We start from the raw sequence: 21131 nt of genomic DNA, 5'->3' as shown, positions 1-21131 counted from the left end.
GCGAATTCGGGCAACACACCGCGCCTCGCGGTCCTGCCCGAACAAATTGCAGAGGAAGCGGAAGCCGCTTCATGCGCGCCGGAGATGTCTTTTCGCTCGTAAAACGAACCCTGTTTGAGGCAAACTCCAAGGCGCGTCGCCTTGGAAAAGCAAGTCTCACATCGGTTCTGACGTGGCGGCTTCTACTCGCAAGCCCCCTATCCGTCAACCCCGGAACGGCAAATATTGCGCCCGATCCGGAGCTTGGCAGCCATGCGGAAAACGCATGTAATTTTCTTGCGTCTTTTTTCAAGAGCGAGGAAGAAAGTGACCCGCTTTCGCCTGTCATCTCGGCCGGCTTCGTGCAAGTAAGGCGGCATGAATGGCAAAACTCCCCGCTTCCGGAGGAATCAGCCCGTGAACGACAACGAGGAGCGCCCGGTCACCATCATCACCGGCCGGGTGTGGCGGCGAAAAGGCGGCAAGCCGGAAGGCGTGCATGTGATGCTGGTCGCGCCCGACGATGATTCTGCCGTCCGCCGCGCGCTCGAATCGCTCGCCGCCGAAGGATTCGCCGAAGCCGAGCTCGACCAGATCGGCGACATGGAAGGCACCCCCGACGAAGAGCCGCATCTGTCCGCCTATCAGGGCGCGCTGGAGGGCGAAGTCTCGATCGTTACCTTCGACGAGCCGAGCTGATCCCGTGAGGGATCGCGAGATCACGATTTCGTCCAGGCTTGCCGGGCACCGTTGTCCTGCCTAAGAACACCTACTTCTTCCATCTCTCGGAGTCCCAATGACCAGCAACCCCATCAGGATCGGTATCGTCGGCGTGGGAAAGATCGTCCGCGACCAGCATCTTCCGGCACTGGCCAAGGACAGCAGTTATCAGCTTGCGGCCGCCGCCAGCCGCCATGGCAAGGTGGACGGCATCCCGAACTATCCGACGATCGAGGCGATGCTCGAGGCCGAGCCGGGCCTGGAAGCCGTCTCGCTCTGCATGCCGCCGCAGTTCCGCTATGACGCCGCGCGCACCGCGATCGACGCGGGAAAGCACGTCTTCATGGAGAAGCCGCCGGGCGCCACCGTCAGCGAGGTCGAGCACCTGAAGGCGATTGCCGCGAAGAAAGGCGTTTCGCTTTTCGCCAGCTGGCATTCGCGCTACGCGCCGGCGGTCGAGGCCGCGCGCGCCTTCCTGGCTTCGGCCAGAATCGACTCGGCGGCGATCAACTGGAAGGAAGACGTGCGCCGCTGGCACCCGAACCAGGAATGGATCTGGGCGCCGGGCGGTTTCGGCGTGTTCGATCCCGGCATCAACGCGCTATCGATCGCCACCCACATCCTGCCGCCGATGTTCATCACCTCGGCCGTGCTCGACTTCCCCGAGAACCGCGCCTCGCCGGTCGCGGCGCATGTCACCTTCCGCACCTCGAACGGGCTCCCGGTGACGATGGAACTCGACTGGCTGCAGACCGGTCCGCAGAGCTGGGACATCCTGGCCGAGACCGACGAGGGCAAGATGGTGCTTTCGGGCGGCGGCGCAAAGCTCGCCGTCGACGGCAAGATCATCCATGACGAGCCGGAAGCCGAATATCCGATGCTCTACAAGCGTTTCGCCGAGATTGTCCGCGCCGGCATCTGCGACGTCGACCTGGCCCCGCTCCAGCACGTCGCCGACGCCTTCATGCTCGGCAAGCGCAATGTGGTCGAGCCTTTCTTCGATTAACAGCAAGCCCCCTGCAGCGCCGGCGTCAGTCCACGATCGCAATCGCAATTCCGTCATAGCCCTTGGCGCCGACGGTCTGGATGGCGGTGCCGTCAAGCCGCTTCTCGCCGCCGATGAAGGAGAACGCCGCGCGGGCGCCGACGACGTTTTCGTCGCGGCCGTCATCCTTCAGCACGGCGCCGTCGCGGATGACGTTGTCGCAGACTATCACCGTTCCGGAGCGCGACAGCCGCATCGCCCAGCTGAGATAATTCGGGTTGTTCGGCTTGTCGGCGTCGATGAAGATCAGGTCGAACGGACCGGCATTTTCGCTGACCAAGGCTGCTAGCGATTGAAGAGCTGGCCCGAGCCGCAGATCCACCTTGTCGGAAACCCCTGCCCGCTCGAAGTTCGAGCGCGCGACCTTGGCACGGTGCGGCTCAAGCTCCAGCGTCACTACTCTGCCATCGGCAGGCAGGCCCCTTGCCATCCAGATGGTCGAGTAACCACCGAGCGTGCCGATCTCGAGCACCTTCCTTGCGCCGCGAATCCGCACCAGAAGCGAAAGCAATTTGCCCTGCGCGGCCGAGACGTCGATCGCCGGCAGGCCCTGCTCGCGGTTGGCCGCAAGCACGGCGTCTAGCGCGGGATCCGCATCGAAAAGAGAGGAGACGATGTAGTCGTCGACAGCTGTCCAGGTCCTGGCGCTCATGGTTTTTCCTCGTTCATGACCCGAATGAAAAAGGGGCCACGCGGGCCCCTTTTCTTTCTCTCATTGCATTCGCGCTCACTGCGCGGCGTTGACCATGTTGGTCAGCATCGGCTCGGCGACCTCGACACCGGAGGCCTTGCGGCGCTCGTCGATGATGAGTTCGTCGCGCGAGGTGGCGATGCGCCTTATTTGGCTCATCGTGCCGCCCGTACCGGCCGGGATCAAGCGGCCGACGATGACGTTCTCCTTCAGACCCTGCAGCATGTCGGTCTTACCGGCGACCGCAGCTTCCGTCAGCACCCTCGTCGTCTCCTGGAAGGATGCGGCCGAGATGAAGGACGGCGTCTGCAGCGAGGCCTTGGTGATGCCGAGCAGCACCGGCTGACCTTCGGCCGGCTTCTTGCCGTCCTCGATCAACCGCTCGTTGACCTCTTCCAGCTCGATCACGTCGACGTGGTCGCCCGGAATGTAGGTCGAGTCGCCCTGCGTGGTGATCTCGACCTTCTGCAGCATCTGGCGAACGATCACCTCGATGTGCTTGTCGTTGATCGACACGCCCTGCAGGCGGTAGACCTCCTGGATCTCGTTGACGAGGTAGGACGCAAGCGCCTCCACGCCCTTGATCGCGAGGATGTCGTGCGGCGCCGGGTTGCCGTCGAGAATGTAGTCGCCCTTCTCGATGACGTCGCCGTCCTGCAGATGGAACGGCTTGCCCTTCGGGATCAGGTACTCGACCGGCTCCAGCGTCGAGTCGTGCGGCTCGATGATGATGCGGCGCTTGTTCTTGTAGTCGCGGCCGAAGCGGACCGTGCCGTCGATCTCGGCGATGATGGCGTGATCCTTCGGACGGCGAGCCTCGAACAATTCGGCCACCCGCGGCAGACCGCCGGTGATGTCCTTGGTCTTGGCGCTTTCCATCGGGATACGCGCAAGCACGTCGCCCGGACGGACATGCGCGCCCGGCTCGACCGAGAGAATGGCCTCGACCGAGAGCAGGAAACGTGCATCGCCGCCCTTCGACAGCTTGCCCACCTTGCCCTTGGCGTCCTGCACGACGATCGCCGGCTTCAGGTCGCTGCCGCGCGGCGTCGAACGCCAGTCGATGACCTCACGCTTGGTGATGCCGGTCGACTCGTCGGCCGTCTCCTGAACGGAGATGCCGTCGACCAGATCCTCGAACGCCACCTTGCCCTCGATTTCGGTGAGGATCGGGCGGGTGTAAGGATCCCACTCGGCGATGCGCTGCCCGCGCTTCACCTTGTCGCCGTCATCCACGAAGATGCGCGAGCCGTAGGCGACGCGGTGCGTGGCGCGTTCCTTGCCGGCCTCGTCGAGGATCAGAACCGCCATGTTGCGGCCCATCACCATCTGCTGACCTTCGGAATTGCGCACCACGTTGCGGTTGCGGATCTCGACCTTGCCCTCATAGGAGGCTTCGAGGAACGAAGAATCCACCACCTGCGCGGTGCCGCCCATGTGGAAGGTGCGCATGGTGAGCTGGGTGCCCGGCTCGCCGATCGACTGCGCCGCGATGACGCCGACGGCCTCGCCCTGGTTGACGGGCGTGCCGCGGGCAAGATCGCGACCGTAGCAGACCGCGCAGACGCCGGTCCTGACCTCGCAGGTCAGCGCCGAGCGGATGCGTACCGACTGCACGCCGGCCTTCTCGATCTGCTCCACGTCACGCTCGTCCATCAGCTTGCCGGCCTTGACCAGCACTTCGCCGGAGACCGGGTGGTTGATGTCATCGAGCGCCGTGCGGCCGAGCACGCGCTGACCGACCGAGGCGACGATCTGGCCGGCATCGACGATCGGCTGCATGGTGAGGCCCTTGTCGGTGCCGCAATCCAGCGAATTCACGATGCAGTCCTGCGCCACGTCGACCAGACGGCGGGTCAGGTACCCCGAGTTCGCCGTCTTCAAGGCGGTGTCGGCCAGACCCTTGCGGGCGCCGTGGGTCGAGTTGAAGTACTCGAGCACGGTGAGGCCTTCCTTGAAGTTCGAGATGATCGGCGTCTCGATGATCTCGCCCGAAGGCTTGGCCATCAGGCCGCGCATGCCGGCGAGCTGGCGCATCTGGGTAGGCGAACCGCGCGCACCCGAATGCGACATCATATAGATCGAGTTCATCGGCTTCTGACGGCCGTTTTCCTCGAACTCGACGGCCTTGATGCGGGCCATCATCTCGTCGGCGACCTTCTCCGAGCACTTGGCCCAGGCGTCGACCACCTTGTTGTACTTCTCGCCCTGCGTGATCAGGCCGTCATTGTACTGCTGCTCGTACTCCTTGGCCAAAGCCTCGGTATCGGAGACCAGCTTCAGCTTGGTGTCCGGAATCACCATGTCGTCCTTGCCGAACGAAATGCCGGCGCGGCAGGCATGCGCGAAGCCGAGAGCCATGATGCGGTCGCAGAAGATGACCGTCTCCTTCTGGCCGCAGTGGCGGTAGACGGTGTCGATCATCTTGGAGATGTTCTTCTTGGTCATCTCCTGGTTGGCGATGTCGTACGGCACGTTGACGTTCTTCGGCAGAAGCTCGCCGATGATCATGCGGCCGGGCGTGGTTTCATAGATCTTCGACACCGTCTTGCCTTCGGCATCGACGGTGCGGAAGCGGCCCTTGATCTTGGCGTGCAGGGTCACCGCCTTGGTCTCCAGCGCATGCTGGAGCTCGCCCATGTCGGCGAACACCATGCCTTCGCCCGGCTCGTTCTGGTTGACGATCGACAGATAGTAGAGACCGAGAACCATGTCCTGCGACGGCACGATGATCGGCGCGCCGGAGGCCGGGTGCAGGATGTTGTTGGTCGACATCATCAGCACGCGCGCTTCGAGCTGCGCTTCCAGGGACAGCGGCACATGGACCGCCATCTGGTCGCCGTCGAAGTCGGCATTGAAGGCCGTGCAGACCAGCGGATGCAGCTGGATCGCCTTGCCTTCGATCAGGATCGGCTCGAACGCCTGGATGCCGAGGCGGTGCAGCGTCGGCGCGCGGTTCAAGAGCACCGGATGCTCGCGGATGACCTCGTCGAGGATATCCCAGACCTCCGGACGCTCCTTCTCGACCAGCTTCTTCGCCTGCTTGACGGTCGAGGAGAAACCCTTGGCATCGAGGCGGGCGTAGATGAAGGGCTTGAACAGCTCCAGCGCCATCTTCTTCGGCAGGCCGCACTGATGCAGCTTGAGTTCCGGACCGGTCACAATGACCGAGCGGCCAGAATAGTCGACACGCTTGCCGAGCAGGTTCTGGCGGAACCGACCCTGCTTGCCCTTGAGCATGTCGGACAGCGACTTCAGCGGACGCTTGTTGGCGCCGGTGATGACGCGGCCGCGGCGGCCGTTGTCGAACAGCGCGTCGACGGCCTCCTGCAGCATGCGCTTTTCATTGCGCACGATGATGCCGGGCGCGCGCAGCTCGATCAGCCGCTTCAAACGATTGTTGCGGTTGATGACGCGGCGATAGAGGTCGTTGAGGTCGGACGTGGCGAAGCGGCCGCCGTCCAGCGGGACCAGCGGGCGCAGGTCCGGCGGGATCACCGGGACGACCTTCATGATCATCCATTCCGGACGGTTGCCGGATTCCATGAAGTTCTCGACGACCTTGAGCCGCTTCAGAAGCTTCTTCTGCTTGAGCTCGGACGAGGTCGAAGCCAGCTCCGAGCGCAGATCGCCGGCGATCTTCTCCAGATCCATGCCGGCCAACAGGTCATGGATGGCCTCGGCGCCGATCATGGCGGTGAAAGAGTCCTCGCCATACTCGTCGACGGCGAGCATGTACTCTTCCTCGCTGAGCAGTTGGTGCTCCTTCAGCGCGGTGAGGCCAGGCTCGGTGACGATGTAGTTCTCGAAGTAGAGGACGCGCTCGATATCCTTCAGCGTCATGTCGAGCAGCGTGCCGATGCGCGAAGGCAACGACTTCAGGAACCAGATATGGGCGACGGGGGCGGCGAGCTCGATATGGCCCATGCGCTCGCGGCGGACGCGCGACAGCGTGACTTCGACGCCGCACTTTTCGCAGATGACGCCCTTGTACTTCATGCGCTTGTACTTGCCGCACAGGCACTCGTAGTCCTTGATCGGACCAAAAATGCGCGCGCAGAACAGACCGTCACGCTCCGGCTTGAAGGTGCGGTAGTTGATGGTCTCCGGCTTTTTGATCTCACCGAACGACCAGGACAGAATCTTCTCAGGGCTGGCGAGCGATATCCGGATGGAATCGAACACCTGCGCAGGCGCCTGGGGGTTGAAGAGATTCATGACCTCTTGGTTCATGCCGTTCTCCTTTTCGGGGTCCTCGAAAACCCCTTGCATCGAGCGCGGGCCGAATGCCCGCAGACTGGCCGGCCTGACCGGCCGAGAATTTGTGCGGCGCGCCGCGTCGTTTCGCGGCGCGCCATTACCCTTATTCGGCCGCGCCCCTATTCGGCAGCATCGGGCAGCCGCACGGCAGCGTCTTCGAACTTGGTGTTCTCCAGTTCGACATTGAGGCCGAGGGAGCGCATCTCCTTGACGAGAACGTTGAAGCTCTCGGGAATGCCGGCTTCGAACGTATCGTCGCCGCGCACGATCGCCTCGTAGACCTTGGTGCGTCCGGCAACGTCATCCGACTTCACCGTCAGCATCTCCTGCAGCGTATAAGCGGCGCCGTAGGCTTCCAGCGCCCAGACCTCCATTTCGCCGAAGCGCTGGCCGCCGAACTGCGCCTTGCCGCCCAGCGGCTGCTGGGTGACGAGCGAGTACGGACCGATCGAGCGCGCGTGGATCTTGTCGTCCACCAGGTGGTGAAGCTTGAGCATATAGATGTAGCCCATCGTCACCTTGCGATCGAACGGCTCGCCGGTGCGGCCGTCATAAAGCTGCGACTGACCGCTGGTGTGCAGGCCCGCCTGCTGCAGCATGGTGTTGATGTCGGCTTCGTGCGCACCGTCGAACACCGGAGTCGCGATGGAGACGCCGCGGCGCATCTGCTCGCTCAGGCGAATGATGCTCTCGTCGTCATAGTCGCGGACCGGCTCGTTGCGGTCGTTGGAAGGCATGAAGCTTTCCAGCGTCTTGCGCAGCGGCTTGATGTCGCCGCCAGCCTTGTAGGCGTCGATCAGCTCGCCGATCTTCCTGCCCATGCCGGCGCAGGCCCAGCCCAGATGCGTTTCCAGGATCTGGCCGACATTCATGCGGCTCGGCACACCCAGCGGGTTGAGCACGATATCGGCATGCGTGCCGTCCTCGAGGAAAGGCATGTCCTCGACCGGAACGATGCGCGACACCACGCCCTTGTTGCCGTGACGGCCGGCCATCTTGTCGCCCGGCTGCATCTTGCGCTTCACCGCCACGAAGACCTTGACCATCTTCATGACGCCCGGAGGCATCTCGTCGCCGCGCTGCACCTTCTCGACCTTGTCCATGAAGCGCTGCTCGAGCGCCTTCTTGGAGTCGTCGTACTGGCCGCGCAGGGCTTCCAGCTCGCTCTGGAGCTTTTCGTTCTCCACGGCGAACTGCCACCACTGCGAGCGCGGATACTCGTCGAGCGTGTCCTTCGACAGCTTCGAGCCCTTCTTGAAGCCCTTCGGCCCGGCAATCGCTTCCTTGCCGACCAGCATGTCCGACAGGCGCGAATAGACGTTGCGATCGAGGATCGCCTGCTCGTCGTCGCGGTCCTTGGCCAGACGCTCGATCTCCTCGCGCTCGATCGCCATGGCGCGCTCGTCCTTCTCCACGCCGTGGCGGTTGAAGACGCGCACTTCGACGACCGTGCCGAAGGTGCCCGGAGGCATGCGCATGGAGGTGTCGCGAACGTCCGAGGCCTTTTCGCCGAAGATGGCGCGCAGGAGCTTCTCTTCCGGCGTCATCGGGCTTTCGCCCTTCGGCGTGATCTTGCCGACCAGGATGTCGCCCGGCTGCACTTCCGCGCCGATATAGACGATGCCGGCCTCGTCGAGGTTCTTCAGCGCTTCCTCCGAGACGTTCGGAATGTCGCGCGTGATCTCCTCCGGTCCGAGCTTGGTGTCGCGGGCCATGACCTCGAACTCCTCGATGTGGATCGAGGTGAAGACGTCGTCGGCCACGATGCGCTCGGAGAGCAGGATCGAGTCCTCGTAGTTGTAGCCGTTCCAAGGCATGAACGCGACCAGCACGTTGCGGCCGAGCGCCAGATCGCCGAGCTCGGTCGACGGACCGTCGGCGATGATGTCGCCCTTGTTCACCCGGTCGCCGACACGAACCAGCGGACGCTGATTGATGCAGGTGTTCTGGTTCGAACGCTGGAACTTCATCAGCCGGTAGATGTCGACGCCGGACTTGCCCGGGTCGAGATCTTCGGTGGCGCGGATAACGATACGGGTGGCGTCCACCTGGTCGACCACGCCGCCGCGGCGGGCGCCGATGGCGGCGCCTGAGTCACGGGCCACGACCGGCTCCATCCCGGTGCCGACGAACGGCGCCTCGGCGCGCACCAGCGGCACGGCCTGACGCTGCATGTTCGAGCCCATCAGCGCGCGGTTGGCGTCGTCGTTCTCGAGGAACGGGATGAGGGCCGCGGCCACCGACACCATCTGCTTCGGCGACACGTCCATCAGGTCGACGTTCTCGCGCGGCGCCATCATCACCTCGCCGGCGTTGCGGCAGATGACGAACTCGTCGACGAAGCTGCCGTTCTTGTCGAGCTCGGCGTTGGCCTGCGCGACGTGGTGCTTGGCCTCCTCCATCGCCGACAGATAGACGACTTCATTGGTCAGCTTGCCGTTGACGATCTTGCGGTACGGGCTCTCGATGAAGCCGTACTTGTTGACACGCGCGAAGGTGGCGAGCGAGTTGATCAGACCGATATTCGGGCCTTCCGGCGTCTCGATCGGGCAGATACGGCCGTAGTGCGTCGGATGCACGTCGCGCACCTCGAAGCCGGCACGCTCGCGGGTCAGACCGCCCGGTCCAAGCGCCGACAGGCGACGCTTGTGGGTGATCTCCGACAGCGGGTTGGTCTGGTCCATGAACTGCGACAGCTGCGAGGAGCCGAAGAACTCGCGCACTGCGGCGGCCGCCGGCTTGGCGTTGATCAGGTCCTGCGGCATGACCGTGTCGATCTCGATCGAGGACATACGCTCCTTGATCGCGCGCTCCATGCGCAGCAGACCGACGCGGTACTGGTTCTCCATCAGCTCGCCGACCGAGCGGACGCGGCGGTTACCGAGATTGTCGATGTCGTCGATCTCGCCCTTGCCGTCGCGCAGCTCGACCAGCGTCTTGACCACGGCCAGGATATCTTCCTTGCGCAGCACGCGCACGGTGTCCTCGGCCTTGAGCTCGAGGCGCATGTTCATCTTGACGCGGCCGACAGCCGACAGGTCATAGCGCTCGCTGTCGAAGAACAGCGAGTTGAACATGGCTTCGGCGGTCTCGAGCGTCGGCGGCTCGCCCGGACGCATGACGCGGTAGATGTCGAACAGCGCGTCCTGGCGGCTCTCGTTCTTGTCGACGGCGAGCGTGTTGCGGATGTAGGCGCCGACATTGACGTGGTCGATGTCGAGGATCTGGATCTCGTCCTCGCCGGTGCCGAGCAGCACCTTCAGCGTCTTTTCGTCGATCTCGTCGCCGGCCTCGAGGAAGATCTCGCCGGTGGCGTAGTTGACGATGTCCTCGGCCAGATAGTTGCCGAGCAGGTCCTCGTCGGTCGCCTTGATCGCCTTGAGACCCTTTTCGCCGAGCTGGCGGGCCTGGCGGGCGGTGATCTTCTTGCCGGCCTCGACGACGATCTCGCCCGTGTCGGCGTCGACCAAGTCGCCGACAGCCTTGAGGCCGCGGAAGCGCTCGACATTGAACGGGATGCGCCAGTGGTCGCCGGCACGCTTGTAGGTGATCTTGTTGTAGAAGGTCGACAGGATCTCTTCGCCGTCCATGCCGAGCGCCATCAGCAGCGACGTCACCGGAATCTTGCGGCGGCGGTCGATGCGGGCGTGGACCACGTCCTTGGAATCGAACTCGATGTCGAGCCACGAGCCGCGATAGGGGATGACGCGCGCGGCAAACAGAAGCTTGCCCGACGAGTGCGACTTGCCCTTGTCGTGGTCGAAGAAGACGCCCGGCGAACGGTGCATCTGCGAGACGATGACGCGCTCGGTGCCGTTGACGATGAAGGTGCCGTTCGACGTCATGAGCGGCATGTCGCCCATATAGACGTCCTGCTCCTTGATGTCCTTGATCGATTTCGCGCCGGTATCCTCATCGATATCGAACACGATGAGGCGCAGCGTCACCTTCAGCGGCGCAGCATAGGTCAGGTCGCGCTGACGGCATTCGTCGACGTCGAATTTCGGTCCTTCGAACTCATACTTCACGAATTCCAGCATCGAGGAGCCGGAAAAATCGGAGATCGGGAAGACCGACTTGAAAACAGCCTGCAGCCCCTCGTCCGGACGCCCACCCTTGGGCTCGTCCACCATCAGGAACTGGTCATAGGATGCCTTCTGAACCTCAATGAGGTTCGGCATCTCCGCAACTTCCGGGATCTTCCCGAAGAACTTGCGTACGCGTCTGCGGCCATTGAAAGTCTGGGTCTGGGCCATCGTCGCTCCTTAGCTCAAAACTCGGGGCGAACCTCGCCGCGGTTCGCCTTGCACCAATGGGCCGCTCGCCGGCCGCCCCTGTCTGTTTTCCGGCCGCCCTTCCACTTGCTTGGCGGCTGCCGGTAAAAACGGGAGAAAACCCGTTTCCTGAAGGCCGCTTCCGGCCCTCAGGAAAGAGGTTTTCAAACGTCTCGCGCAACGAAGCCTCCCTTTCGTCAAGGGAGGGGGCGGCCGGCGCGAGGCCGTCCGCCCTCAACCATAAGGCTTACTTCAGCTCGACCTTGGCGCCAGCTGCTTCGAGCTGAGCCTTGAACTTGTCGGCATCGGCCTTGGAAACGCCTTCCTTGACCGGCTTCGGAGCCGCCTCGACCAGGTCCTTGGCTTCCTTGAGGCCAAGGCCGGTGATGGCGCGGACTTCCTTGATGACGTTGATCTTCTGGGCGCCGGCGTCGGCGAGAACGACGTCGAATTCCGTCTTCTCTTCAGCCGGAGCAGCAGCAGCGGCAGCGCCACCGCCAGCAGCGGCAACCGCCACCGGAGCAGCAGCCGAAACGCCCCACTTCTCTTCCAGGAGCTTCGACAGCTCGGCCGCCTCGAGGACGGTCAGCTTCGAAAGGTCGTCTACGATCTTTGCCAGATCAGCCATTTGTGTATTCCTTTACTTGGTTCGAACGTGTGTTGTTTACAGCGAGGAACGGCCTCATGCCGCCTCGTCCTTCCGGGCGTAAGCGCCGATGACGCGCGCGACCGAAGCCGCGGGCGCATTGACGATCTGGGCGATCCGGGTTGCCGGCGTGGCGATCATGCCAACCAGCTTGGCGCGCAGCTCGTCGAGCGACGGCATCGTGGCGAGTGCCTTGACACCGTCGGCGTTGAGCGAGGTCGAGCCCATTGCGCCGCCGAGAATGATCAGCTTGTCATTCCCCTTGGCGAACTCGGACGCGATCTTCGGCGCCGCAACCGGATCCTCCGAATAAGCGATCAGCGTCTGTCCCTTGAACAGATCGACGATCGATGCGGAGTCCGTGCCCTGAAGAGCGATCTTGGCGAGACGGTTCTTCGCGACTTTGACGGTGCCACCGGCGGCGCGCATCTTCGACCGAAGGTCGTTCATTTGCGCGACGGTGATACCGGCGTAGTGGGCCACGACGACTGAACCCGCGTTCGAGAACGCTTCGTTCAGGCCCGTGACGAGTTCGCGTTTTTCCGCTCTGTCCACTGCCTATCTCCAGTTGACCCCTGCCCCATTCACGAGGTCAGAAGTCGGGTTGCCTTTTGCCGGCCGGGCCATCCAAAAACAGATCTCCCGAACGGCGCTCGAGGATCCTGCCCCCTTTCGCCACATCCGCCGGCAAAGCCGGTTGATGTGCTGACAAAAGGCAAACACGGTTCGAACCTTTCATTGGAGCTTTTCGCTCCTTTGTCGGGTCTTCACCCGTCTCATGCAGGCCCACATGAATTAAGGCCCCCTTTTGAACCAAGGCCGGCCGCCTGCAATCTCGGACAGGATATCCGGAAACCTTTCAGCCTCCGGGTTACCGGGCCGCCGACGGATCGGCGGTCCGGAATTCTTTTGCGACCGGCCAGAAGCCGGTCAGGCGACATTTACGACGCGGCGAGCGTCGCGATGTCGAGCTTGAGGCCGGGACCCATCGTCGAGGTGACCGACACCTTCTTGACGTAGTTGCCCTTGGCGCCGGCGGGCTTGGCCTTGTTCACCGCATCGGCGAAGGCCCGCACATTCTCTTCCAGCGCCTTGACGTCGAACGAGACCTTGCCGACGCCGGCCTGGACGATGCCGGCCTTCTCGACGCGGAACTCGACGGCGCCGCCCTTCGAGGCCTTGACGGCGGCCGCGACATCGGGGGTCACGGTGCCGACCTTCGGGTTCGGCATCATGCCGCGCGGGCCGAGCACCTTACCCAGGCGGCCGACCAGCGGCATCATGTCCGGGGTGGCGATGCAGCGATCGAAATCGATCGTGCCCTTCTGGACGATGTCGACCAGGTCCTCGGCGCCAACGATATCGGCGCCGGCCGCCTTGGCCTCCTCGGCCTTGTCGCCGCGCGCGAACACGGCGACGCGCACCGACCGGCCAGTGCCGTTCGGCAGGTTGACAACGCCGCGGACCATCTGGTCCGCATGGCGCGGATCGACGCCGAGATTCATCGCGACCTCGACCGTCTCGTCGAACTTCACCGTGGACCGGTCCTTCAGCAGCTGCAGCGCCTCAGAGAGCGCATAGGCCTTGTTCGGGTCGATGCCTTCACGGCTCTTGGCAACACGCTTTGCAATCTTTGCCATGATCTTAGCCCACCACTTCCAGGCCCATCGAGCGGGCGGAGCCCTCGACCATGCGCATGGCCGCTTCGACGTCGTTTGCGTTCAGGTCCTTCATCTTCTGCTCGGCGATCTGGCGCACCTTGTCGCGCGAGATCGTGCCGGCCTTGACCTTGCCCGGCTCTTTCGAACCAGACTTCAGGTTGGCGGCCTTCTTCAGGAAGTAGCTCACCGGCGGCGTCTTCATGACGAAGGTGAACGACTTGTCCTGGTAGTAGGTGATGACGACCGGGATGGGCGAGCCCTTCTCCAGTTCCTGGGTCTGCGCGTTGAACGCCTTGCAGAACTCCATGATGTTTATGCCGCGCTGACCTAGCGCCGGGCCGATCGGGGGCGACGGCGTGGCCGAGCCCGCGGCAACCTGGAGCTTGAGCTGGCCTGCAACTTTCTTAGCCATCTCTATTCCTGCCTTTATCTCATGCCGGGAAAACCGGCGGTTGCAGTCTGGTGGTGCGGTTCCAGCGGCCGGCTAAGCCGCATTCGCCTCCCACCCGTTCATGGCAGCGCCATTCCTTCGCGCCGCCGATCCCTTCGCCTGTCGGACGGGGACCTTCGGATCAGCCCTTTTCGACCTGTCCGAATTCGAGATCGACGGGCACCGCGCGCCCGAAGATCGAAACTTCCACCTTGAGGCGCGCCCGCTCCTCGTCCACTTCCTGGACGAAGCCGTTGAACGACGCGAACGGACCGTCCGAGACGCGGATCGCCTCGCCGATCTCGAAGGTGACCGACGGCTTCGGACGCTCGACGCCTTCCTGAACCTGGTTCAGGATGCGTTGCGCCTCGGCCTCGGTGATCGGCACGGGCTTGGAGTCTCCGAGGAAGCCGGTGACCTTCGGCGTGTTCTTGACCAGCGAGAATACGGCGTCCGTCAGGTTGGCCTTCAAGAGCACATAACCGGGGAAGAACTTGCGCTCCGCATCGACCTTGCGGCCGCGGCGTATCTCGACGACCTTCTCCGTCGGCACCACGATCTGCTCGATCTCGCCCGACAGGCCCTTCTGCTTGGCCTTGTTCTCGATGTCCTCGGCGACCTTCTTCTCGAAGTTCGAATAAGCGTGGACGATGTACCACCGCGTCATTTCACGACCTCTCCGTAATCGCCGAACTTAATGTCCGAGGCCCAGAATCCACTCGATCGCATAGCCCATGGCTATGTCGGCGGTGAAGAAGAAGATCATGGCGATGAGCGCAAAAACCAGGACCATTACCGTCGAGATCATAGTCTCGCGGCGCGAGGGCCATGTCACCTTGGCCGTCTCCGCGCGAACCTGCTGGAGAAATGTGAAAGGGTTTGTGGTTTTCGAAGCCATCTGCCGCCTGTCTTCAAGACCCGTTGGCCGGGTCTCCTGGATGATCCCGCTGGCCGGGACGTGCCGCCTGGACTTCGTGCCGGCGCCGAATCAGCACCACCATTTCGCCCACGCAAATCAGACGCGTAAAGCCGGCTTCCCAGCTCCACGCGTCGCGTGTCTGTTCAGTCTACATAAAACCGATTCTTGGTCCACGCAAGTGGCAAGTGTTCCGCTTTATGTTTTAGCGCCGCCTCGGAACCATCCAGTCGTTCCGTCCCGGCTATGCGGGGCCTTATGCCCCAGTTTTTGCTATATGGCAAGCCGCCCCCGGTTTTCAACGGCGGAGCGCGCCCACCTTCAGTCTGCCATGGGAGGTGGCACGGGCAGCAGGGCTCGAACCTACGACCTGCGGTTTTGGAGACCGCCGCTCTACCAACTGAGCTATGCCCGTATACGGGCGCTGCTATTTCACAAAGCCGATGAGAACTCAAGAGCCCTTTTGAGACACGTCGGCCGGAAGCGCCGCTCGCAGCCATCCAAGCCGCAGGGCCCATGCGCAGATCACGAGTTCAAGCGCGAAAGTCCAATGCAGAACGAAGTTCAGGACCCAGTTCCCATGGCTGGCCGGAACCGCCACGAGCTCAAACGGGCGATGACTGAACGGCGCCAACCACATGATCGGCGATGCCACCGTGTCGAGCGCCATATGCAACATGGCTCCGGCTAAGAAGATGGCGATCGACGGCAGACGCCGCGACCCCAACAACCGACCGACCGACACGCCTACCGTCCCGATCGTCGCCCAGAACAACGGCCAATGCGTGATGTAGGCATGATGGTGCGTGCGACCGCCATCGATCAGGTAAAAATAGAGCAAGTCGATGTCCGGGATGACGCTGCCGAGCATTGCGGCAGCCACCACATCGGATGCCTCCCGTCGCCGTCTTCGCGCGAGCCTTCCCAGAATATAGCCCGATGGGAGATGGGCAATCAGCATGCAAGGTCGTCTCACATTGATGCAACGACCCTGCGGTGTCTTTGCGGCGTCATCTTTTCGGAATTTTGCAGAAACCCAGCATCTTCGGCTACGATTTCCCGGCCGGCGGCTTGTAAGGCCCGCCCGGCACACCCCAGCCCCAGCTTGGCATTGGCTCGGTCTCAGGGTCGCAAGTCTCGCCGAGATTGGAATTAATCTTGGCCAGCCGCGATCCCCACTCGACATAGCCCATCAAGGCGGAACGGAACTCGGGATCGTCCGGCAGGCCGGCTTCGTCCGCCGCGTCCGCCAGAAGGTTGATCCAGCGCCGGCGCTGCTCCTCGGTCAGATGCTTGCCGAGATGATGCCTGACCATCTCGCGGTGGCCACCATGCCGTTCGCTGTAGGTCTTCGGCCCGCCGAAAACCTCGCCGATGAAGGCGGCGACATGCGCCGGATGGTCCGGCGACATGTGCCTGAACACCGGACCGACGATCGGGTCCAAGGTCACTCTGTTGTAAAAGATCTGCGTCAGCCGGTTGAGCGCCTCGCTGCCGCCGGCCCATTCGAACAAAGTCGGGACGCCCTCGCTCATCTCCGGTCCTCCTACGTTTGAGCCTAGAAGGATAGCGGGAAGCTCTGAGCCGGCTCAACCTGCCTCCATGGCCAGTGCTGGCATGGCGCCGAATGCTGCTAAAGCTTGGCCGGCGATTCCGCTTCGGCGTTGGCGGACGGCAGAACCCGGCAGTTATCGGGTTTTGGCGAAGATTTGCAGATAGTGGCGCCCGTCAGAGCGTCTACCGACTGGCGGCTGGTGGTGAGCCCGAACCCCGCCAATTCGTCCTGGCTGAGCTCCCTGTGCTTGGCGGATTGGGCCGACTGCATCGCGACGAACAAGCCCGAGCCGATCGCCATCTCCTCGAGATACGACCGGACCTTGTCTTCCATGCCCATGGAATGCACCAGGAAACGCGTATCGGCGCCTACCAAGCGCCTGGTGCCGCCGGCGATCATCAGCACGCAGGCTGTATCGCATTCGGCGCCGGCTTCAACGGTGAGACCATTATGAAGGTTGTCCTTGGAGACGCACCCTGCCGTGCCGGGATCGCAATCGAGAAAATCCGTCCGGGCGACCGCAACATCCAATCTGCGCTCGCGGATCAGCCGGCCGGCGGCGAGCGCGCCCTGGACATCGCCGCCCTGTGAGTTGAGGACGATGGGCAGCCTGCGCCCGCCGACCTTGTCCAGCAGCTCGCGCAGCCTGTCGGGCGTGCCGGCAACGATCGTTCCCTCCGCCGAAATCCATTCCGGACAATCGGGGTTGCAGAGCGGATTGCTGCCGCGAACGAGGATGAAACGCATTTCCTGCTGCGGCTTTGGCGGTAATGCTGCCTCCGCCGGCTGACTGTAGGCCGGTTTGGCCGCGACCGTCGCCACCTCGGCCGGCTTGGCCTTGCCGTTGGCCGGTATCTCGCGGCAGTTCGCTGGCACCGGATCGCGCCGGCATATGGCTGCTTCGGTCATCAGGTCGAGGGAATCGAGGCTGGTGACGAGCTTCATATCCAGCATATCGTCGGGCTCGATCTGCTTTATGTCGCTTGCCGGCGTCGCTTTCATCACGTCCAGCACGCCCTGCCCAATACCCATTTCTTTCAGATAGCCGGACAGCCGTTTCTCGACCGCCTTGCTCATCTCGTAGGTCTTGTAGCTGCCGGCATTCTTGCGGCTGACGACCTTGGTGCTGAGGACCTTCTTCTTGCCGTTCACAATTCTGTAGGTGGTGCGGTAGAGCAGCTTTTCCCTGTGATATGTCGTGGTGATCTGATGAACCCCGAGAAAAGCCCACTCGCCGACCACACGGCGGACGCCGCCGGCAAACATCAGGGGACATGCGGAATTGCACATGGCGCCGCTGTCGTAGGCGATGCCGGAATACGGCGTGTTCTTACTGTCATTGTCCCGGCAGTTCTTCATTTCGGGCGAGCAGCCGGAAAACCCCGTAGTGCCCACGGCGATGTCGAGCTTGTTCTTACGGATCATACGGCCGAGTTGTAGCGCGGCGTCGACATTGCCTCCAGGAGAATTGACGACGATCGGCAGTTGCCGGCCGCCGAGCGTCTTCAAGAGGCGCTTGAACCGCGCCGGCGTGCCGGCCTCGATGCTGCCTTCGGCAGAAATCCATTCCGGGCAGCTCGGCTCGCAGCCTGGCGCGCTGCTGCGCACCACGACGAAGCGCATGGCAGGGCCGTAATCCGGCGGCGTTTCCTTCGCTGCGGCGGCAAACGCGGTAAGCCCAATAGCGATGGCCAGCCCGAGCCGAACCAGCCCTAGCGGCCACGAAATACCCTTTGAAAGGAACGCGGAAATCACGCCTGCCAAGCCCTCGGTCCAACCCATACTAGTTACGGCGACGATGCTTGCAATAGAATTGAAGAGGGTGCGAGCAATGCCAGCCTGACGGCTGCTGCCTCGACTTCGTCGCGACAACGCTAAAGTTCTGGCGGCATCTTTGCCTGGGCGTTGGCGGAGGGCGGGAGCCGGCAATTGTCCGGCTTTGGCGAGGACCTGCAAATGGCGGGGCCAGTCAGCGTGTCCGACGTGTCCGGCCCGGTCACCAGCCCGACCTTGAGCATTACATCGGGTTCAAGCTGACGCTCGACCGAACTCTGATCTATCGCTGCGAACAGGCCTGGGCTGATCGCCATCTCGTCCAAATAGGCTTTGACAATCCGCTTCTGTCCCATTGAGGACACGCTGAGCCGCGCCTTGGGGTCGACCAGCCGCCTGGCGCCGCCGGCGAGCATGAGTGCGCAGGCTGAATCGCACTCCACTCCGAATTGGCTGATCAGCCCGACATAGGCGCCATTGTCGTCCAGACAGCCTGCCCCGGGTGGGTTGCAACCCAGGATATTGGTGCGAGCGACGACGACGTCTAGCTTGCGTTCGTGGATAAGCCGTCCTGCGGCCAAGGCGCCAAACAAGTCGCCGCCTCGTGAGCTGATCACAATGGGAAGCCGCGGGTTGTCGAGCGCGGCGAGCAACTGGCGAAGTTTTTGCGGAGTTCGAGGGGTGATCGCGCCTTCCGCCGAAATCCATTCCGGGCAGTCGGGATCGCAGAGCGGATCGCTGCCGCGAACGACCACGAAGCGGATCTCCGGCGCGGCATTTCCTGCCGCTCCTCGAAACGGCACGGCAGTCGGGGCTTTGGCTGGCTTGGAAGATGGAGCTTCCGCCTGCCGAGAAGGTGCCGGCTTTGCCGTCGTTACAGCGGCCGGCCGGGCATCCTCCGCTATTTCCCGGCAATTCGGAGCCGGTTTGTCACCCATGCACAGGATCACTCCGGTGAACAGCTCCACGGTGTCTGTGCTGGTGGCCAGTTTCATCGTTAGCATGTCGTGGAGGGTGATCCGCTGAATGTCGCTCGCCGGCGTGGCTTTCATTTTGTCGAGGACACCCTGCCCCACGCCCATCTCTGCCAAATAGGCCGAGATTTTCCGCGCGAACCCCTTGCTCATCTTATAGGTCTTGTAGCTTCGGCCTTCGGTGACGGTCTCCGTTGTGACCTGATATCTTTTGCCCCGAATGGTTTTATAGGTGGTTCGAAAATGCCTTGTGGAGGGGAACCAAGTGGTGGTGATCTGATGAACACCCAGATAGGCCCAGCCACCGGCTACGCGGCGAACGCCACCTGCGAACATCAGGGGACATGCAGAGTTGCACATGGCGCCGCCATCAGACGCCACGCCGAAATAGGCAACGCCCTTGCCGAAGCTGGCCCCGCAGCCCTCCGTTCCCGGCCAACAATCGGAAAACTCGGTCTTGCCGATCGCGATGTCGAGTCCGTTCTTCCGTATGATGCGACCAAGTTGAAGTGCGGCGTCGACATCGCCTCCAGGGGAATTGACAATGATCGGCAGTTTGCGGGTGCCGAGCTTTTTCAGCACTCGCTTGAGCAGAGCCGGCGTGTCGGCAGTGATGGCGCCTTCCGCTGAAATCCATTCCGGACAATTGGTCTTACAGCCGACTGCACTGCTACGCGCAAAGATGAACCGCATGTCCGAAAAGCCGTCGGAAGACGGGCCGTTCAAAATGAACGTATCGGGCCATGCCCGTATGAGGACGTCATCGGCCTTTGCTGCAAAGGCCACCACCACAATAGCAAGCACCGGTGCCCGGCGAACCAGTATGCGAAACCATCTTGATGTGCAGTTTAAATGATGCCCCGAAATCATGATTGGCGACGCCCCCTGCCGCAATCGATAATAATTGCGGCAGTGGTGCATGCAATAGCTTCGAAGCAACCGTGCTGCATTTATGCTGCACTGTGCAAGTAAACGAAAAAGGGCGGCCCGAAGACCGCCCTTTCCTTGTCGAGCCGGCAAGTGCCGGATCGATCATTCTTTGATGGTGACGACGATGCCGGCACCGACGGTGCGGCCGCCTTCACGGATGGCGAAGCGCAGCTTCTCTTCCATCGCGATCGGCACGATCAGCTCGACGTCGACGGTGATGTTGTCGCCGGGCATCACCATCTCGGTGCCGGCCGGCAGCGTCACGATGCCGGTCACGTCGGTGGTGCGGAAGTAGAACTGCGGACGGTAGTTGGTGAAGAACGGCGTGTGACGGCCGCCCTCGTCCTTGGTCAGGATGTAGGCTTCGGCCACGAACTTCTTGTGCGGCTTCACCGAGCCCGGCTTGGCCAGAACCTGGCCGCGCTCGACACCCTCGCGGTCGATGCCGCGCAACAGCGCGCCGATGTTGTCGCCGGCCTGGCCCTGGTCGAGCAGCTTGCGGAACATCTCCACGCCCGTGCAGGTGGTCTTGGCCGTCGGACGGATGCCGACGATCTCCAATTCCTCGCCGACCTTGACCACGCCGCGCTCGACGCGGCCGGTCACGACCGTGCCGCGGCCCGAGATCGAGAACACGTCCTCGATCGGCATCAGGAACGGCTTGTCCAGCGGACGAACCGGCGTCGGGATGTAGGCGTCGACCTGCGCCATCAGCTCGCGGATGGCGTCCTCGCCGATGGTCTTGTTCGAATCTTCCAGCGCAGCCAGAGCCGAACCCTTGACGATCGGAATGTCGTCGCCGGGGAACTCGTTCTTGGTCAGCAGTTCGCGAACCTCGAGCTCGACCAGCTCGAGCAGCTCGGCGTCGTCGACCTGGTCGACCTTGTTCAGGAACACCACGATCGAGGGCACGCCGACCTGACGGGCCAAAAGGATGTGCTCGCGGGTCTGCGGCATCGGGCCGTCGGCGGCCGAAACCACCAGGATCGCGCCGTCCATCTGCGCGGCGCCGGTGATCATGTTCTTCACATAGTCGGCATGGCCGGGGCAGTCGACATGGGCGTAGTGACGGTTGGCCGTCTCGTACTCGACATGCGCCGTCGAGATGGTGATGCCGCGCGCCTTCTCTTCCGGCGCCGCGTCGATCTGGTCATAGCGCTTGTATTCGCCAAAATACTTCGTGATCGCCGCCGTCAGCGACGTCTTGCCATGATCGACGTGGCCGATCGTGCCAATGTTCACATGCGGCTTGGTGCGCTCGAATTTACCTTTTGCCA

At 62.8% G+C, this 21131-nt stretch carries 16 protein-coding genes and 1 tRNA gene; 2 read left to right on the top strand and 15 right to left on the bottom strand.

Annotated features, from left to right (window positions below; genetic code table 11):
- The first annotated feature begins 396 nt into the window (after nt 1-396).
- Nucleotides 397-678 (top strand): transcriptional regulator, encoded by a 282-nt coding sequence (locus CK224_RS00085; RefSeq protein ID WP_066989908.1) that lies wholly within the window; start codon nt 397-399, stop codon nt 676-678.
- A 97-nt stretch (nt 679-775) separates the two neighbouring features.
- Nucleotides 776-1705, top strand: coding sequence for a Gfo/Idh/MocA family oxidoreductase (locus CK224_RS00080; protein ID WP_095780441.1), 930 nt, complete (start codon nt 776-778; stop codon nt 1703-1705).
- A 25-nt stretch (nt 1706-1730) separates the two neighbouring features.
- Here the strand turns inward: CK224_RS00080 and CK224_RS00075 are convergent, their stop codons facing one another.
- From CK224_RS00075 to tuf, 15 genes are all read right to left on the bottom strand, one after another.
- Nucleotides 1731-2396 carry an O-methyltransferase gene (locus CK224_RS00075; protein ID WP_095780440.1) on the bottom strand — a complete coding sequence of 222 codons (666 nt, stop codon included), beginning with the start codon at nt 2394-2396 and terminating at the stop codon, nt 1731-1733.
- Nucleotides 2397-2471: 75 nt separating this feature from the next.
- Nucleotides 2472-6668 (bottom strand): DNA-directed RNA polymerase subunit beta', encoded by a 4197-nt coding sequence (gene rpoC / locus CK224_RS00070; RefSeq protein WP_066989905.1) that lies wholly within the window; start codon nt 6666-6668, stop codon nt 2472-2474.
- Between the two features lie 146 nt (nt 6669-6814).
- Nucleotides 6815-10951 (bottom strand): DNA-directed RNA polymerase subunit beta, encoded by a 4137-nt coding sequence (rpoB, locus tag CK224_RS00065; RefSeq protein ID WP_066989583.1) that lies wholly within the window; start codon nt 10949-10951, stop codon nt 6815-6817.
- Between the two features lie 265 nt (nt 10952-11216).
- Nucleotides 11217-11597 carry a 50S ribosomal protein L7/L12 gene (gene rplL, locus CK224_RS00060; protein ID WP_066989581.1) on the bottom strand — a complete coding sequence of 127 codons (381 nt, stop codon included), beginning with the start codon at nt 11595-11597 and terminating at the stop codon, nt 11217-11219.
- Nucleotides 11598-11651: 54 nt separating this feature from the next.
- Entirely contained in the window at nt 11652-12170 is a 519-nt protein-coding gene (gene rplJ / locus CK224_RS00055; RefSeq protein ID WP_066989579.1) for a 50S ribosomal protein L10, read from the bottom strand.
- A gap of 386 nt (nt 12171-12556) precedes the next feature.
- A complete protein-coding gene (gene rplA / locus CK224_RS00050; protein WP_066989577.1) occupies nt 12557-13255 on the bottom strand; it encodes a 50S ribosomal protein L1 in 699 nt (232 codons plus the stop codon).
- Between the two features lie 4 nt (nt 13256-13259).
- On the bottom strand, nt 13260-13688 hold the full coding sequence (rplK, locus tag CK224_RS00045; protein WP_059189557.1) for a 50S ribosomal protein L11: 429 nt from the start codon (nt 13686-13688) through the stop codon (nt 13260-13262).
- Between the two features lie 160 nt (nt 13689-13848).
- Nucleotides 13849-14373, bottom strand: coding sequence for a transcription termination/antitermination protein NusG (nusG, locus tag CK224_RS00040; RefSeq protein WP_066989575.1), 525 nt, complete (start codon nt 14371-14373; stop codon nt 13849-13851).
- A gap of 27 nt (nt 14374-14400) precedes the next feature.
- On the bottom strand, nt 14401-14604 hold the full coding sequence (secE, locus tag CK224_RS00035) for a preprotein translocase subunit SecE (RefSeq protein ID WP_066989573.1): 204 nt from the start codon (nt 14602-14604) through the stop codon (nt 14401-14403).
- 357 nt (nt 14605-14961) lie between these two features.
- Nucleotides 14962-15037 (bottom strand) — tRNA-Trp (locus CK224_RS00030).
- 36 nt (nt 15038-15073) lie between these two features.
- Nucleotides 15074-15583, bottom strand: coding sequence for a metal-dependent hydrolase (locus CK224_RS00025; RefSeq protein WP_095780439.1), 510 nt, complete (start codon nt 15581-15583; stop codon nt 15074-15076).
- Nucleotides 15584-15671: 88 nt separating this feature from the next.
- Nucleotides 15672-16157 carry a group II truncated hemoglobin gene (locus CK224_RS00020; protein WP_067321502.1) on the bottom strand — a complete coding sequence of 162 codons (486 nt, stop codon included), beginning with the start codon at nt 16155-16157 and terminating at the stop codon, nt 15672-15674.
- A gap of 98 nt (nt 16158-16255) precedes the next feature.
- Nucleotides 16256-17800 (bottom strand): hypothetical protein, encoded by a 1545-nt coding sequence (locus tag CK224_RS00015; protein WP_095780873.1) that lies wholly within the window; start codon nt 17798-17800, stop codon nt 16256-16258.
- Between the two features lie 251 nt (nt 17801-18051).
- A complete protein-coding gene (locus CK224_RS00010; protein ID WP_245425692.1) occupies nt 18052-19845 on the bottom strand; it encodes a hypothetical protein in 1794 nt (597 codons plus the stop codon).
- 111 nt (nt 19846-19956) lie between these two features.
- The coding region (gene tuf / locus CK224_RS00005) for an elongation factor Tu (RefSeq protein ID WP_095833147.1) at nt 19957-21131 on the bottom strand (1175 nt) is incomplete at its 5' end.

Origin of the sequence: Mesorhizobium sp. WSM3862, assembly GCF_002294985.1 — a bacterium.
In the GTDB taxonomy this organism is placed as follows: domain Bacteria; phylum Pseudomonadota; class Alphaproteobacteria; order Rhizobiales; family Rhizobiaceae; genus Mesorhizobium.
The sequence above is the reverse complement of the archived record's forward strand: the minus strand, read 5'-3'. Positions and strand labels throughout refer to the sequence as shown.